The organism is Pseudoduganella sp. R-34 (assembly GCF_049904655.1).
GTDB lineage: Bacteria > Pseudomonadota > Gammaproteobacteria > Burkholderiales > Burkholderiaceae_D > Rugamonas.
The window spans coordinates 64,822-77,990 of record NZ_CP184573.1 but is presented as its reverse complement, the minus strand read 5'-3'; the positions used below and the strand labels follow the sequence as shown (position 1 = coordinate 77,990).

Below are 13,169 nucleotides of genomic sequence, written 5' to 3'. Positions count from 1 at the left end.
GGAGAACGAACATGCTGCACGAACTGCAACCTGATCTGCGAGAACTGATTGACCTGGTTCGCCAGGCCGAGAACTACGATGCGACCGTGGCCGCCGCGCAGCTGGCCGGCAAGCCAATCGACCTGGGCGCCGCAGCAGCCGACGAACGCCGCCGCAAGGGTCTGCGCATCGAGCTTCTGCGCACCAAGTGGAACATCTGACCAAGTAAAACGCCATGCAGAAGTTGCTCGATAAAGCTAAACACTGTGCCGTCTGCGGTGACCTGATGGCGGCCGGCGACGTATTCCGTTTGGCCGAGAAGCAGATCAAGGATGGCTCGCGTGTTGGTGCTTACAAAACCGTATTTCGCCCGGCGCATGTAGACGAGAATTGCATCGGCCAGAAATATGACCGTGAACAGAAATTGGCGCAAGCGAACAATTACGCAGGTGCGATCCAGAAGCTGCGCGAAGTCGGCGCTCCTGGGGAGTCCATAGCCGAAGTTCGAGCCATTTACCTGGAACAATTGGACTGCGCTGAGTATGCGCAGATTGTTCAAAGCGCTTAAAGGAAAAAAACAGCAAATGAGCAGAATCTTAGGACGCGTCGAAAATCCGCGTGTACTCGAAGCACCACTTTACTTTGTTCACGACAGCACTTCGGGCCATTCCTTCCCACCGCTATTCAGTAGCACAGAGGTAATGTGGAACATCTGGGATAAAGACGAGAACTTCCGCGACTTGGAGAAGGCAGTACCTGCAGCAAGCAAGCTGCTCTTCGTGGGTAAGATCTCGTTTGCCTATGGGCGGGAATTCGACCAGAACGGGGAAACCTTCGGTGAGCCAACGTTCGGCCTCGCAACTCCTAATCGCCTCATTTCGACATCGCGATTTGAGGATCGGCATTTGTCTCTGCTTAAGGTTGACCATGTTACTCACATCGCGGAGGAAGTACTCGGTGGGTTTGATGGTAACTACGACCGTCCGTTGTGTATGGAGCGGTGCAGGCCGTCGTCCGCTGACCGGTCCATCTGCCTGGATGAAGTATACGATCAATCATTACACATCTGCTCAGCATGTGTGGCAAAGGTAACGAACATCTGAGCCAAGGAAAACGCGCCACATGGCGCCCGCATGTTGGCCGGCCGCCGCGCCAAGGATAAGCTATGGAATATCGGATGCACCCTTTGCAAGCCGTGTTGATCGTTTTTGGGGTACTGTTTGCCTTCTACGCTGTTGCTCTGTTTTGGGAAAAGATCATCCATCACCCTGAACACGTTCGTGCCAAACGAGTAGACGGGCATGTGCAGGAAGCTGACATTGTCGGGGCTTCCAAATTGCGGCCTGGTGAGTGGCAACGAACCAAAGTGCGATTCTATGGACAGAATGGAGAAGCTCTTTGGACGCAAGGGGATGGCTTTATCGAATATGGCGTCATGAGGCAAAACGGCATATATATTGTTCGCCAGCCTTCGTAAAGGAAACTGAACATGTTGAAATTAGCAGCAGTTCCACCGTTACAAAGTCATATTGAGCTGCCCGACTACGTTAGCGCGGCTTGCAGTGATGCCTTGGCGTGCTATTGCACGCAGCGTGGCATCACCGAGAAAGCGCAGATATTTGAGCTCACGGCTCTAGTCGAAGAAGCGGCCCAGCGCATACATCTGGCCCAAATACAACACAACCAGTTCTAAAGAAAATCGTGGCCTGTCCATTGTGTAAACAAACTGACGGGCACACCTTTGAGTGCCTATCCCCGCCCGAAGGGAACGGCACCCGTCGCGCACGAACGGTGCGGTTTTCTAGGTACCAGGTATCACGCGAGCCACGACCTTTATGAAATGGTCTGGGTTCTAGCTTAGGCCGACCTTCCGTCGAATTACAAATAGCTTAGGAAACCATCATGCAACTGCTCGATTTTCTGCGGTTCCATTTGTTCGAAACCCTGATCGGCCTCGCGCTGGCCATCGGCGGAGCCTATAAAGCCCCGACCTACGTTCCGCTGCCGGATGATGCCCCGTTCGCTACGCCCGTCCCCTACGGTCCTATGTTTTGGATCGTCGCCTTGAGCGGCGTAGTGATGCTTACGCGGTCGGCGTTGAAGTGGAACAGCACCCGCGTCCGATAATAGCTGGGAAAATCATGCAGAACTTCATCCCAGCGATCATCGCGTGGATTGTGGCGACAGCCATGTCAATGTATGTGGTCCGTCGCGTGCGCGCTGGCGTAAGCGTATCTGGGCACGTGCGTGCAGCCCGGTTGGTTGTGTGGGCGATTTTTGGTGCGTCTGCATTGCTAGGTTTTGAACGCTGGTACGGGTAACCTAACGCGCAGGGAAATCAGGATGTTTGAGCAGAACACGATTATCAAAAGCTCAGCCGATGCGGAGGCCTGGCTACGTGCAGTCGTTGAAGCCTACGGTAGCTTTGACGTCGTTTCGTTCCCGGTCGACTGCGCAGAGATTGTTGAACATTTTGCGCGCGCTGGCGTTGCGATTACGATAAATGACGCAAACAGCTTTTGGAACGCCCACAGCGACAACCAGCAGTCGGGCTGGGTTACTCTAGCCACCGATTGCGTCGCTGCGCTCGATTGGCTCGTGGAGGACATAGAGTCCGGGGCATGTCAGGTTAGCTCGCTCAAACCACTTCGCGGGACCGTCCGCGTTACAAACTGAGGTCAAGGAAAACGCTTTGGAAAAATTCGCAAAGGGTGCCAAAGTCCGCAAGAAGGGGACGCACCAAACCATGGAGGTCGTCGGAGAAGGCGGCATTTCATCTAACAGCGCCACTGGCATTCCGGTCAATGGAAGAACATGATCGTCTGTCGCTGGGCCACTCCAAAAGGCAAGACCATCGCGAGGGAATTTGCAGCTAATGACCTTCAAGCCGTAACCGAGTAATAGGGAAAATCGCCACCATGCAGCACCCACGGCCGCGCACGACGCGGCCTGGTGCATCGAGAAGGTCGGCGCGGTGTCGGCCAGTGAGGAAGAACTCATGAATCGCGAAATCCAATCACTCGCCAAGAAATTGGCCGAATTGATCGAAGAGAAAACGGGTCGGACATGTGCGGTGGTTGCAATCACGGGCGACGAAGACTATGCCCGCCTGTCGCCTGACGCATTGTTCGATGGTGGCGTGCGTGTCGAGCCAGGCCACGAGGCCAAGCTTTTGAACCTGATCCGGTAAAGTAAAATCGTGGGCAGACTCAGTTCCATTTTTGATCGCATTTTTGGGCGGCGGCGTCACCAAGGTCAACTTCAGCTGCAGGCCCGAGGGAGTAGCGGGTTTGCTTTTGGCGCGACGAGAGAAGGACGTAGGTCCGCAATCTCCAAGAAGATCGACACCACCGGCGCGCGGCCTGGTGATATGGTGGCCATTGGTGAGCACGGTGATGCTCGTGTTGTAGGTCGTAAGCCAGAAATCGCCGTAGACAACTCAACGACTCACAACTAAGGAAAATCGTGAAAACAGAATTCGAAGAATTTGTGAAGGGCCAGTCCAAATTTACGCGACCAGCCTATTCGGTCGGGATTGCCGCTGGCGCGTACTTGGCCTACGCTGGACCCAACCTGTCCACGCAGGTGATTGGCGCGACCCTGCTTGCGTTGAACCTTTATGGTCTCTGGATTAGCTGCAAGTGAAGGTAAACACAATGAACAAGCAACAATACCAAGAGCTGTTGAAAACGATGAAGCCAGTTCACCCGGCCTCTACCCTGTTCGGGTTGACCCATCGCGAGTTTATTTTCGGCGCGGTTGCCGTAGGAGCCGTTTTGGTGGCGATCTTTAAGTAAGCGGAAACGGCATGACATCCGTACATAACATGACCCCCGGCGAGCGCGCTGAACATGGCGTCTATATCGCCGATGATAGCTATCGAACCTTGAAGGGGATCGCAGGCCGCTTGGCCGACAAATACCCACCCGACTGGTTTGAGCGAAATGGCAAGGAACTCCATCTGCACGTACTGGGCGGACTGTCGGCCTTGGCGGTAGGTCTGAGCTTCACCGCGATTGGTTGGTGGGCATGGCTTTTGCCAGTTTTTGGTGCGTCCATCATTACTTGCAAAATCCCGTTCCGCTTGTGGGGACGTATGCCCGGAATACCGCGCTGGGCGCACTCGGCGGCTCGACTTGACGATTCTGACGTCGTGCTTATCGAACAGGTGGTCGCGTGCCTCAAACCTGTCCAGCTTGCTAGCGTCACACCGTTCCTACCGGCGAATACAGGAGATCGGTTCTGGGAAATAATGTGGCGTGCTGAGGGTTTCAAAAGCGGGCACGCCGTGTAAAGGAAAACGGACATGAACCAGTATCGACTCTCAGAAATGGCGCTATTTGCCGCCCCTCCCACCACCGTCATGTTGCTTTTTGCTCCAACAGGTTGGGCGATCGGCGCCTTTCTCGTCATGGTTGTGGGCCAGGCGCTACTTGAACGCCTTTCGGTGACCGCATTCATCAAAGCAAAGGAACTCGGTTTCCTTGCCCAGAGCACAGCAAGGCAGCAGCGAGTATTTTTCATCAAACCCGAATGCCCGTCAAAATGGCTGGTTCGGAGGCACATCCGTGCTCACTGGTAGGAAATTATGACTTTGCACAGAGCAGTAGAGATATTTGTTGAGGATCTACGTCTTCCAGAAAAGGAACGGAGATTGGTTGCGGCGATTATCAAATCGAGCCACGTTGCCGCACGTGGCGAAGAAACTCTCGTACCAATCATCGATGCAATCCAAGCATTGGGGGTACGCGGCCCCAACCAGGTTCTCTTAGCAGCACTCAAAGAGTATCTAGGGAAAGTTGCGCATATCCGTAAGCAAATCCAACTTGTTGATGGCGTGGTGGTGACATTTTCTGTCTTCCAGTCAGTGTCAGTGCGAAACGATTCAAAGTTCATCGTTTTCACACTTAGTCGAGAAGCGAGCGCAATTCTGAACTCAATCCAGAAGCAGCTGAACTCTGAACGCGGCAATATGGAATAAGGTCGAGGAAAATCCGGCGCCGCCTGGTGCCACCGCACCGGCAGGCTGCCGATGAAATTGGAGAACAGCATGACGAGTAAAGCACCAACGCGCGGAGGACAAATGGCATGAATCAAAGTAATCAAGTTACTGCAGCGAGCAGCGGTCCGGTAATCAGCGATCAACTGCATGCAGATCTGCGGCTTGCTTGGAACCTGGTTCAACAAGCTGGGCATGAAGCTGCTGCAGACCGCATCTTCGAATTCTTGACGGTGCAGGGCGACAAGCTGCGCGCGGCGCATGTCGTGAGTGAGCAGACCTGACCAAGGAAAGCGCGCCTTGCAGGCGCCCGCAGTTGGCCGGCCGCCAGCGTGAAGAAGAAATGTGAGGAGCATATGAACCAAAAAATCATCATGGCTGCTGTTTGCGCATTAACACTTAGCTTGCCAGTGTTCGCTGGCGAGTGGCACGCAGCAACAGCGCCAACGCAAGAGGCTGCAATGCAAGCTGCAACGGCAGCGGCGAAAGCAAGAGCCGTGAAGAAGGGGACATGTTATAAACCCTCGTGGATAAAGCAGGTAATTGCAGAAAAACCCTGCACCACATCTCCAGGCGGAGTTCAATGTTGGGCGACAAGTGCGAACCAACACGGGAGTTGTGAGAATGGGAAGTATGGTTGGTTATCGGCGAGCAGGCCCGATGGATGGGCATTGCCCCCGATTCCAATTTATCCCGAGCTGCCGTCGCTCCCTAGACCAACGTCCACGCCAAACTGCACTCCAAACGACGCGAGTCAAGGGCGCTGTTGATCGTCAAGGAACATGATGAAGAAATATATCCCAATTTGCGCCATGCTCGGCGCTGCTGCTTCTATGAGTGCCCAAGCAGCGGATATCTATGTCACTTGCAAAGTGTATCCGGCTATGGTAAAGGAACCGAAGGAAACTGATGCTATAGACGGCATCTATTCGATCACGGATGGCGGCACCAGCATCAAGATCGGCTCCAATGAGCGCGGGCTACCATTGAATACTAGCGAGCAGAAGTATGAATGGCAGTGGACTGCGGAACGTAATGGAACAACGCTGACGATGCGAGAAGAGATCAATAGGGTAACGGGGCAGTATGCGATGTATATCGACGGTCCTAAGGGCACCATTCATGCCGGGAAAGGGACTTGTCGCAAGGCCGAACCGATGCTCTGACTCGGAGCGTTCAAGGATAACAGCTCCCATGAACTTCAGGGTCGGGCACTGTCCGCCTCTCGCACACGAAGAACAAGATTTATGGCCGTGGTTGATTGCAACGACGTAAAGGAAGTCGAGAATGATAAAAAAGATTGAGGCTGTTGTCTTCAGGTTTTGCTGTCTTGCTGCAGTCTGTGGTTTTCTTTTCTGTGTTGCGGTGGCCATTGCCAATCCGCTACCGGAGGAGCGACCGCTTGCGCTATTGTTTGCAGTAGTTGGTCCAATGGCTGTAATGGTGACGTTCTATGCTGTTCGCTGGGCGCTCACCGGCCGCCTTAAGCCCTGGATTCCGAACCAAAAGGAAATACAGTGGCAAGAATAATGCGGGTTTGCAGGACGGGACTGAGCCGCTACATTGCTGTGACTTTGTTGCTCACAGCTTGTGGCAAGCCGTCTGATCCGAATGGTTTTAAGCCGGGAACAACGATGGACGATCTGAAAGCTCAATCGGCCGCGATTGCCCGCCAACAGGACGAGGCCGCAGCTGCGGCTGCGGCAAAGGACACCAGGACTCCGTTATCCCGCAAGGCAGCCGAGGTGACGACGGGCATGCAGCGAGCCAATGTAATTGCGCTGCTTGGCACTCCGTCGAACGTGATTGCGCCTCAAAATCTTTCGAAACAAAACTATGATAGATCCAAAGAAATTGACCATGTCTTGACTTGGGATAATCCTGGCTGCTATCGCGTTGAGGTGATTTTCGGTGCCGATGATCGGGTCACCGGCTTGGATCGTGGGGAGCTTTGCACATCCGAGCGTCCGCTATCGCCAGCGTATTCCTGCGCCAAGCCTGCGAACGCACGGTACTGCCGTACCGACCAGACTGAGGCACCGCGTACGTAAAGGGGAACGCAATGTCTTACGGAAAACCTACGCCGTACGAACAGGCAGCAAACGATGCGATCAAAGACGCGTTAAGGGCAATTCAGCGCGCCAGCGAGCTTAGTGAGCGCGCAGGGTACGGATGCTTAGTTATCGGTCCGCTGGCTGATGCCCAGCGCGAAACGCAACACGCGCTCGATACCGCTCTCGGGCGCAACTGAAGGAAAATCGTGGACGAACCGAAGATCTATCTCGATTTGATGCAAGAGTCGCTTGAAAGACTTGCCGCTAGCGAGAAGTACCTTGCTGGATACACAGCGCTCGGACATCGATGCGAACTGGAGTCCGCAGCGCTACAGCTTCGAAAGGCAATGGAAGCGGTTGCGTTCGCGGCCATCGCGCCCAACAAACAAATGTACGCCGCGTTCCGAAAGAGTGCCAGTAAGCCGGCACACTACGGCGCCGACTGGCAAGCGAATTCCATCTTTTTGTCGTTGAAAGAAGTTAATCCAGATTTTTACCCTGACCCGTTACTTCCGGAAACCAGAGTAGGACCTAATAGCTGGCACTTCGATCGACCTGTGGACGGGTACATGAAGCAGAACAATTTTGAATCGCTATACAAGCGGTTAGGGAAATATCTTCATGCTGACAACCCCTGGGGCGATGACAAAGGGTGGGACAATTTTGCGAAGGGTCTTCCCGACGCAATCATGAAAATTCGGGCTCTCTTGAAGAAGCACCGGACAATCATACGTGCGCCCGAGTTTAATGGAGTATGGATTGTCGACGCACCTAGCGACGGTACACCGCCGAGAATGATACGTGCTGTGGCCGATGGACCATTCACTACGAATGCAGCAACTTAGTTCATCTAGAAATATGCGCGAATACGCGCAAGTGGCAAAGATCCACGCGCGAAGGGAGGAAGTGGCGAATGAAAATTCTGAAATGGCTTGTCATCGTGCTCTTTGCCATCCCAGTAGTGCTGGTTGGTGGCATCTACATCAGGAACAAGGCGGTCGGACCGGTCGGTTGGGCCGAGGAGAATGCGAAGAAGGCGTTGAGGGGCATGATGAAAGACCCCGATTCAATGATAATTCGCTCCTCGTTCATTGTTCGCAAACCGAACACGAATGGCGGCGAAGACATTGCGATATGCGGGATTGTGAATGGGAAGAATGGCTTTGGTGGCTACACTGGCGGGACCCGCTTCGTTTCAGTGAGCTTCACTACAAATGGCAGCTACGGAGAGACGTTCGACACCCGCGCCGTCCAAATCGAGGATAGCGCCGAGAAGGCTAAGGCGGTAGACGTTAAGATGCTGTCTGGTTTCGAAAAAGTATACTGGAACGAAAATTGCGTGGATGCCGAACATCCAGCATTGACGCTTAACGACATCTAGGAAAATACCGTATAAACGGTTTATAAGGAACTCAACCTGGTGCCCACCGGCGCCCCGTATCGGCCGGAAGCCGCTGAAGACTAGAACTAGGACCGGGTTATGATTTTGATGAAGACGTCAACCGGATTGCTTTTGGCTGCAATCTTCTGTCTCGTGTCAGGGCTTATCAGCTATGCGACGGCGACGGGGCAAGCTGTGATCGGTCCGCACCCTGTAAGTCTGGAAGCTCAGCGTGTGGCGATAGCGGATAGCACTTTTTGGTGGGTGGGGTCCTTCCTCGTCGCGGCCATCGTTGTTCGTGTGGTGGCCAGAAAACGGAAAGCGAAGGCTGCGACCTGACGGTCTCGAAAAATTCCATGGATACGAACGATTCGAAGTTTGAAGAGGCGATGAGAGCCCTCTGTCTCGCACTCCCGGAAGGGAAGCACATGCAAGCCATCGCGTTCAGGGCGCAGGTTGGTTTTACCGATACCGGTGCTGGAACTGTTTATGCGTTGGTGATCGCCGAAAGTGCCGAGGACCTGGCGCGCGCCGGACAAATCATAAACAATGGCATTGAAGCTTCGCAGGCGAAGGCCGGATTGGTGGAGCATTTCGTGCGCAACACGGCCGCCACAGCAGGCGGTGTTTCACCAAATCTTGATGAGGTGTGCAAGCCGAGTGATTCTGGTGATGTCAACCTCACGTACTGATCAAAGAAAGTGTGCACAGAACTAAGGAAAATACCGTATAAACGGTTTATAAGGATAGTCTTAGAAACCCAATAACTGAAAAGCTAAATGTAATGAAGTGCAGCCGCGATCGCTTGGAAACGCTCAGAATGAATATCACGCCCATAATCTTTACCGGTACTTTGCCTGCGGAGCTGCAGCACCTCGTGCGCCGCGTCGACAGTGATGCAATCGACTATCGAGGACGAAATATGGACGTCAACTTGCTGGAGCGTTACCTGGCCAACGGTGATCATCGGACCGCGGCATATCAGGCGCGACAGATGATAGAGTTCCAGCGACAGTTTCGGCAAATGCAGAACCACGGACTGCCGCTCATTATCAGGTCGCTGATTGACCAAGTGCACTCAAACTCCGTCGAATATCCAGGGCGCGGTATTGATTTGTGTCTTTTGAATAAGTACGAGGAGGGCGGCGATTTCGGCACGCTCGCGTATCTGGCCAACCTGATGATCAAGCGCCAAGCTAACCTACGTGCTCGTGTAACAAGCTAATTCGAATATGATTCTGTCCGCAAGCCGACATCGATCCGGGCAACTGATTAGGGGAAAGCAGCAATGACGTTTCAGTTCGTTCCAGATGGATTCGAGCCGGCAGAAGGCTACTATGCCAGTGCGCAGGATATCGCCGATGTTCGCCGTCTTCGCGCAAACTTTCAGGAGTTGGTAGCCTGGTCGGATCTCGCCTTGGTCATAGCATTTGGGGAGTACTCCTCACACATTCTGGCAGTCCATTGGGCCGACTGGCTGTGTGATCGGCGGGACGAGGGCTTCTTGGCGTATCTCTACGTACGCGCGATTTGCCCAAACTACGAGTTTGACTACACGGGTCTCCACATGGACGATGTCGACGATTATGCAGCCGAAAAGCCGTGGCAAACTAGCGCGCCGGCGCCAGCCTGGGCCAAAAAGTAGATTGGATGGAAAGGTTAGTGACGGACCACATGGATCGCTACCGCCTTTGGCTCAGCCCGATCATCGGTGGGGTATTAGTTGCGGCTGCTCCAGCCGCTTTCACGACTGTCCACATACCGCTTTCGCGTCTGGAATGGGTTGCCACTGCGGGCGTAGCCGACGCCGGCCTGACTCCAGGTGGAGGAGGGCCCCTCACCGACACCATTCCTGCGCGATTAGCACGGTTCCTCGGTACGGCAACGGGCGCGGCGGCTATTCTCTACGGAATATTAAAGTAAATGAGTTCGCGCCCAAGCGGCGCCCGTCACTTGCTTGCTTGTTTCTAACAATGGCAGCTGGGAGAAAGAATACATCGTGCTCCCGCCGACGTTGGATGCACTCCAAGCATTGTCGAAATTGCGGAAAATTGCATGTTCAAAAACGAGGGGAATAAATGACCGATATCGCAAGCATCCTAAAATCCGAAATCACGCGGCTCGCACGTAAGGAACTGCGCGTGCAACTGGAGCCACACAGGAAATCAGTCGCACAGTTGAAGAACCAGGTCGCCGCACTGCGTGATGAGGTTGGCGTGCTCAAACGCGAGCTCAAAGCGCTTAACAAGGTGACCCGACGTGGTGTCGCGCCGGCTGCGACCGAGGCGTCGAAGCCGGCGCGAATGCGCTTTACCGCCAAAGGATTTGCCACTATGCGGACCCACTTAGGCCTCTCCCGAGCAGAAATGGGTATGCTGATTGGTTCATCGGATCAGTCAGTGCGCAAGTGGGAGGACGGCACGGCCGTCCCGCGGGCAAAATTCCAGCAAGCGATCTTCGCGCTACGCGGTGTCGGCCGCCGTGCAATTGCCGAACGTCTGAAAGCATCGTCTACCAACTAACCTCTTAGGAAAAGCATGAACAGCCGCGCAGTCCAGTTTTTCACCTTCGATGAGGCCGTCATTGCCGCACGTAGCACTCCTGGTACCGACCTCATCGGGATCCATTTCACCGCGCCATATCGGCATCTTGGGCTCTACATCATCAGTGTCGATGTTGACGAACCCGACTACGTCAACGTCAGCTATGAGGGCGGTGAGTTGTTTGACGACGGCGGCGAAGAGGATTTTTACGATCTCTCCGATACACCAGACGAAGCAAAGCGTCTGTTCTATGCCGCTAAGTCAGATTTGGGGGACGGTGACGCGCAGGTGATGGGAATGACGAGTGAATTCATTCTTCAAGAGGTATTGCCCGGACTGGACCGCGGTGCAAAGTACCGTGACCAGGAACATTTCATGGAGGTGGCAGGGCAGGAGTTTCGCGCGTTCTGGCGCCAATCGTGACTCGACGGAAGTAAGAGATGGCGTATTTGTTGGCGACTACGGATCTCCATGTACGGTGGTATGTGGTTCGATTGAAGTATCCGGATGACATCCTCGACCTCCAGGAAGGGCAATTTGAACTGATCGACCACCTGGACTTACGCATCGTGCCAGGTTTCGGAAACAAGGACACGGCAAAGCGCGTTGCGAAGGCGCTCGGCCTCAAAGTCTGGCGGTATGTGAAAATCGACGGACCACAAACCACCTTTACCCTCGAGTGATCACCCTTTGTGAAGCCCCAGGTCGACCGCGCGCTCAGCCGCTTGTCTACCGTCGCTCGAATGTCCCTTGTCGAAGTGCCGGCGCTGCGGTCAGGGCATGCTGGGTCAGAAATAGAAGAGAAAGCGTCAGAGGAATTATATGCAAGGTGTAGCGGAGTGTCTCTTTGTGGGGGCACCAGGCGGAGAAAAGGTTTTGAACGTTCCTGGCGTGCTTTGCCGAGATCGCTTATCCATTGAACAAGATGGATGGCTCGCGAGATGCGCAGACGGCGGAACGCTTGCCATGCAGGGCCAACGTCCCCCCAACGCGAATTGGGAGTGCTTCACACGGGCGGTCTTTGAAAAGGACCTGCAGTCCAAGTCGGACTATGTTACGTACCGTTTCCTCCATCTTGAAACTGTGAACCGTTGCGCGGAGATCCTGGTGCAGAAGCACCGCCGCTGCAAACACGAAGCTTTGCCTGGACAGCGATATTGTCGCCAACACCGAGGCAATCTTTTGTCACCGACGTGAAGGTCGAGCAGGACGCACGCACGATTTTTGTGAGATCAAACGTTTGAAAGGGAAGCAGGTGCTGCGAACCATCGAAGCATTTTTGGAGAATTACTGTCTGGGCGTTCTGGGTCTGTTCACTGCTTTCAGTGAATGCACGCACGGAGTATTCGCTATCGGCCTACCATTGCTTGCGACAATCGCCGTGCATCATTCTCTACCAGTGTGGGCCGGTGCCGTATTAGCAGCGTTGGTGTGGGTACCCGCTGCGATCGGAATGGGCATCGTATTGATGACTGGGTTGAAAGGCGCGAATAGCCGCTGAGCCGCGGCGCTCGATGTCGATCTTCGAAGGCGAGAATTCATTGAGCGTTGTGTCCAAAATACAATAAAATTAACGAAACGCCGGAGGGCGCAGTCATTTCAGCGCGTTCGCGCTATTCGAGTAGAAGGAAGTCATGTTAGACGCTGTTTCCGCAAACGAGCACCAACAAGCAAACGAGGAGTTGGTGTACGACCCAAATCGATTGCTTGACGCATTGATTCAACAATTGCGGTTGAAGAATGACGCTGCGTTGTCGCGCGCGCTGGAGGTGGCGCCCCCAGTGATCAGCAAAATTCGACACCGCCGCCTGCCCGTGGGTGCGTCGATGCTCATACGAATGCATGAAGTATCGGGCCTGACGATTCGGGACCTTCGCTATCTGATGGGGGATCGCCGCCAGAAGTTCCGCGTCAGCGACAGCCAGGGCAAACCAACGGAATGAAGGCGCAATGCTGAGTTTGCGCAAAGGGATGAATATCGTCCTGGCCCCGAAATCGCACTTGGCCGAGGTGCTGGCCGCGATATCGCAATGGGCCGAGGCCGCGTTCATTGCCTGCCTCGCGTTTGCCATCCTGGACCGTGAGTCAATGCCTCGGACTGCCGTATTTGCCGCGTTCGTCAATGCTGTCGTTATCACGACAGCCATGGGTCTGCTGCGTGGACTGGTACTTTGGCGCCATCGAAATCGAGAATGAGGTTTTAATGAAATTTG

General features: G+C 54.2%; 30 protein-coding genes. 29 read left to right on the top strand and 1 reads right to left on the bottom strand.

Translation table 11 applies throughout. The annotated features are described in order from the left end of the window. The first annotated feature begins 11 nt into the window (after window positions 1–11). The 27 genes from ACN9MW_RS31560 to ACN9MW_RS31430 all read left to right on the top strand — a co-directional run bounded on the left by ACN9MW_RS31560 (window position 12) and on the right by ACN9MW_RS31430 (window position 11,639). Window positions 12–200, top strand: a complete 189-nt coding sequence (locus ACN9MW_RS31560; protein WP_426172626.1) for a hypothetical protein — start codon at window positions 12–14, stop codon at window positions 198–200. Window positions 201–214: 14 nt separating this feature from the next. Continuing rightward, on the top strand, window positions 215–547 hold the full coding sequence (locus ACN9MW_RS31555; protein ID WP_426172625.1) for a hypothetical protein: 333 nt from the start codon (window positions 215–217) through the stop codon (window positions 545–547). A gap of 16 nt (window positions 548–563) precedes the next feature. Continuing rightward, window positions 564–1,082, top strand: a complete 519-nt coding sequence (locus ACN9MW_RS31550; RefSeq protein ID WP_426172624.1) for a hypothetical protein — start codon at window positions 564–566, stop codon at window positions 1,080–1,082. A 62-nt stretch (window positions 1,083–1,144) separates the two neighbouring features. Beyond that, the gene (locus ACN9MW_RS31545; protein WP_426172623.1) at window positions 1,145–1,456 is read left to right on the top strand and encodes a hypothetical protein; all 312 of its coding nucleotides are present in this window, start codon (window positions 1,145–1,147) and stop codon (window positions 1,454–1,456) included. Between the two features lie 12 nt (window positions 1,457–1,468). Further along, window positions 1,469–1,672, top strand: a complete 204-nt coding sequence (locus ACN9MW_RS31540) for a hypothetical protein (RefSeq protein WP_426172622.1) — start codon at window positions 1,469–1,471, stop codon at window positions 1,670–1,672. A 209-nt stretch (window positions 1,673–1,881) separates the two neighbouring features. Continuing rightward, the gene (locus ACN9MW_RS31535; RefSeq protein WP_426172621.1) at window positions 1,882–2,106 is read left to right on the top strand and encodes a hypothetical protein; all 225 of its coding nucleotides are present in this window, start codon (window positions 1,882–1,884) and stop codon (window positions 2,104–2,106) included. A gap of 14 nt (window positions 2,107–2,120) precedes the next feature. Beyond that, window positions 2,121–2,300 carry a hypothetical protein gene (locus tag ACN9MW_RS31530; RefSeq protein ID WP_426172620.1) on the top strand — a complete coding sequence of 60 codons (180 nt, stop codon included), beginning with the start codon at window positions 2,121–2,123 and terminating at the stop codon, window positions 2,298–2,300. A gap of 22 nt (window positions 2,301–2,322) precedes the next feature. Next, a complete protein-coding gene (locus ACN9MW_RS31525; RefSeq protein WP_426172619.1) occupies window positions 2,323–2,655 on the top strand; it encodes a hypothetical protein in 333 nt (110 codons plus the stop codon). Window positions 2,656–2,977: 322 nt separating this feature from the next. Then, window positions 2,978–3,169, top strand: a complete 192-nt coding sequence (locus ACN9MW_RS31520; RefSeq protein ID WP_426172618.1) for a hypothetical protein — start codon at window positions 2,978–2,980, stop codon at window positions 3,167–3,169. A gap of 275 nt (window positions 3,170–3,444) precedes the next feature. After that, a complete protein-coding gene (locus tag ACN9MW_RS31515; protein ID WP_426172617.1) occupies window positions 3,445–3,624 on the top strand; it encodes a hypothetical protein in 180 nt (59 codons plus the stop codon). Between the two features lie 11 nt (window positions 3,625–3,635). Beyond that, complete coding sequence (locus ACN9MW_RS31510) at window positions 3,636–3,776, top strand: hypothetical protein (protein WP_426172616.1); 141 nt, start codon at window positions 3,636–3,638, stop codon at window positions 3,774–3,776. Window positions 3,777–3,787: 11 nt separating this feature from the next. Continuing rightward, entirely contained in the window at window positions 3,788–4,273 is a 486-nt protein-coding gene (locus ACN9MW_RS31505; RefSeq protein ID WP_426172615.1) for a hypothetical protein, read from the top strand. Between the two features lie 12 nt (window positions 4,274–4,285). Beyond that, window positions 4,286–4,561, top strand: a complete 276-nt coding sequence (locus ACN9MW_RS31500; RefSeq protein WP_426172614.1) for a hypothetical protein — start codon at window positions 4,286–4,288, stop codon at window positions 4,559–4,561. A gap of 6 nt (window positions 4,562–4,567) precedes the next feature. Next, complete coding sequence (locus ACN9MW_RS31495; protein ID WP_426172613.1) at window positions 4,568–4,960, top strand: hypothetical protein; 393 nt, start codon at window positions 4,568–4,570, stop codon at window positions 4,958–4,960. Between the two features lie 107 nt (window positions 4,961–5,067). Further along, a complete protein-coding gene (locus ACN9MW_RS31490) occupies window positions 5,068–5,262 on the top strand; it encodes a hypothetical protein (protein ID WP_426172612.1) in 195 nt (64 codons plus the stop codon). Between the two features lie 498 nt (window positions 5,263–5,760). Beyond that, complete coding sequence (locus ACN9MW_RS31485; RefSeq protein WP_426172611.1) at window positions 5,761–6,144, top strand: hypothetical protein; 384 nt, start codon at window positions 5,761–5,763, stop codon at window positions 6,142–6,144. Window positions 6,145–6,265: 121 nt separating this feature from the next. Next, entirely contained in the window at window positions 6,266–6,508 is a 243-nt protein-coding gene (locus tag ACN9MW_RS31480) for a hypothetical protein (protein ID WP_426172610.1), read from the top strand. 104 nt (window positions 6,509–6,612) lie between these two features. Beyond that, entirely contained in the window at window positions 6,613–7,029 is a 417-nt protein-coding gene (locus tag ACN9MW_RS31475) for a hypothetical protein (protein WP_426172609.1), read from the top strand. Window positions 7,030–7,238: 209 nt separating this feature from the next. Continuing rightward, the gene (locus ACN9MW_RS31470) at window positions 7,239–7,877 is read left to right on the top strand and encodes a hypothetical protein (protein WP_426172608.1); all 639 of its coding nucleotides are present in this window, start codon (window positions 7,239–7,241) and stop codon (window positions 7,875–7,877) included. Between the two features lie 68 nt (window positions 7,878–7,945). Next, a complete protein-coding gene (locus tag ACN9MW_RS31465; protein ID WP_426172607.1) occupies window positions 7,946–8,413 on the top strand; it encodes a hypothetical protein in 468 nt (155 codons plus the stop codon). A gap of 99 nt (window positions 8,414–8,512) precedes the next feature. Continuing rightward, window positions 8,513–8,752, top strand: coding sequence for a hypothetical protein (locus tag ACN9MW_RS31460; RefSeq protein WP_426172606.1), 240 nt, complete (start codon window positions 8,513–8,515; stop codon window positions 8,750–8,752). Window positions 8,753–8,769: 17 nt separating this feature from the next. Continuing rightward, the gene (locus tag ACN9MW_RS31455) at window positions 8,770–9,105 is read left to right on the top strand and encodes a hypothetical protein (protein ID WP_426172605.1); all 336 of its coding nucleotides are present in this window, start codon (window positions 8,770–8,772) and stop codon (window positions 9,103–9,105) included. A gap of 128 nt (window positions 9,106–9,233) precedes the next feature. Next, window positions 9,234–9,638, top strand: a complete 405-nt coding sequence (locus ACN9MW_RS31450) for a hypothetical protein (protein ID WP_426172604.1) — start codon at window positions 9,234–9,236, stop codon at window positions 9,636–9,638. Between the two features lie 63 nt (window positions 9,639–9,701). Further along, on the top strand, window positions 9,702–10,058 hold the full coding sequence (locus tag ACN9MW_RS31445) for a hypothetical protein (RefSeq protein ID WP_426172603.1): 357 nt from the start codon (window positions 9,702–9,704) through the stop codon (window positions 10,056–10,058). 433 nt (window positions 10,059–10,491) lie between these two features. After that, window positions 10,492–10,935, top strand: a complete 444-nt coding sequence (locus ACN9MW_RS31440; protein ID WP_426172602.1) for a helix-turn-helix domain-containing protein — start codon at window positions 10,492–10,494, stop codon at window positions 10,933–10,935. A 15-nt stretch (window positions 10,936–10,950) separates the two neighbouring features. Next, a complete protein-coding gene (locus ACN9MW_RS31435; RefSeq protein ID WP_426172600.1) occupies window positions 10,951–11,379 on the top strand; it encodes a hypothetical protein in 429 nt (142 codons plus the stop codon). A 17-nt stretch (window positions 11,380–11,396) separates the two neighbouring features. Continuing rightward, on the top strand, window positions 11,397–11,639 hold the full coding sequence (locus ACN9MW_RS31430; RefSeq protein WP_426172599.1) for a hypothetical protein: 243 nt from the start codon (window positions 11,397–11,399) through the stop codon (window positions 11,637–11,639). A gap of 371 nt (window positions 11,640–12,010) precedes the next feature. On the opposite strand, the gene ACN9MW_RS31425 is transcribed toward ACN9MW_RS31430, so the two are convergent. After that, window positions 12,011–12,295: a hypothetical protein gene (locus ACN9MW_RS31425; protein WP_426172598.1), complete on the bottom strand. Its 285-nt coding sequence runs from the start codon at window positions 12,293–12,295 to the stop codon at window positions 12,011–12,013. Between the two features lie 295 nt (window positions 12,296–12,590). Here ACN9MW_RS31425 and ACN9MW_RS31420 point away from each other — a divergent pair, with 295 nt between their 5' ends. Together ACN9MW_RS31420 and ACN9MW_RS31415 are read left to right on the top strand one after the other, a co-directional pair. Then, on the top strand, window positions 12,591–12,899 hold the full coding sequence (locus ACN9MW_RS31420; protein ID WP_426172597.1) for a hypothetical protein: 309 nt from the start codon (window positions 12,591–12,593) through the stop codon (window positions 12,897–12,899). Between the two features lie 7 nt (window positions 12,900–12,906). Further along, the gene (locus ACN9MW_RS31415) at window positions 12,907–13,152 is read left to right on the top strand and encodes a hypothetical protein (RefSeq protein WP_426172596.1); all 246 of its coding nucleotides are present in this window, start codon (window positions 12,907–12,909) and stop codon (window positions 13,150–13,152) included. Window positions 13,153–13,169: the final 17 nt, after the last annotated feature.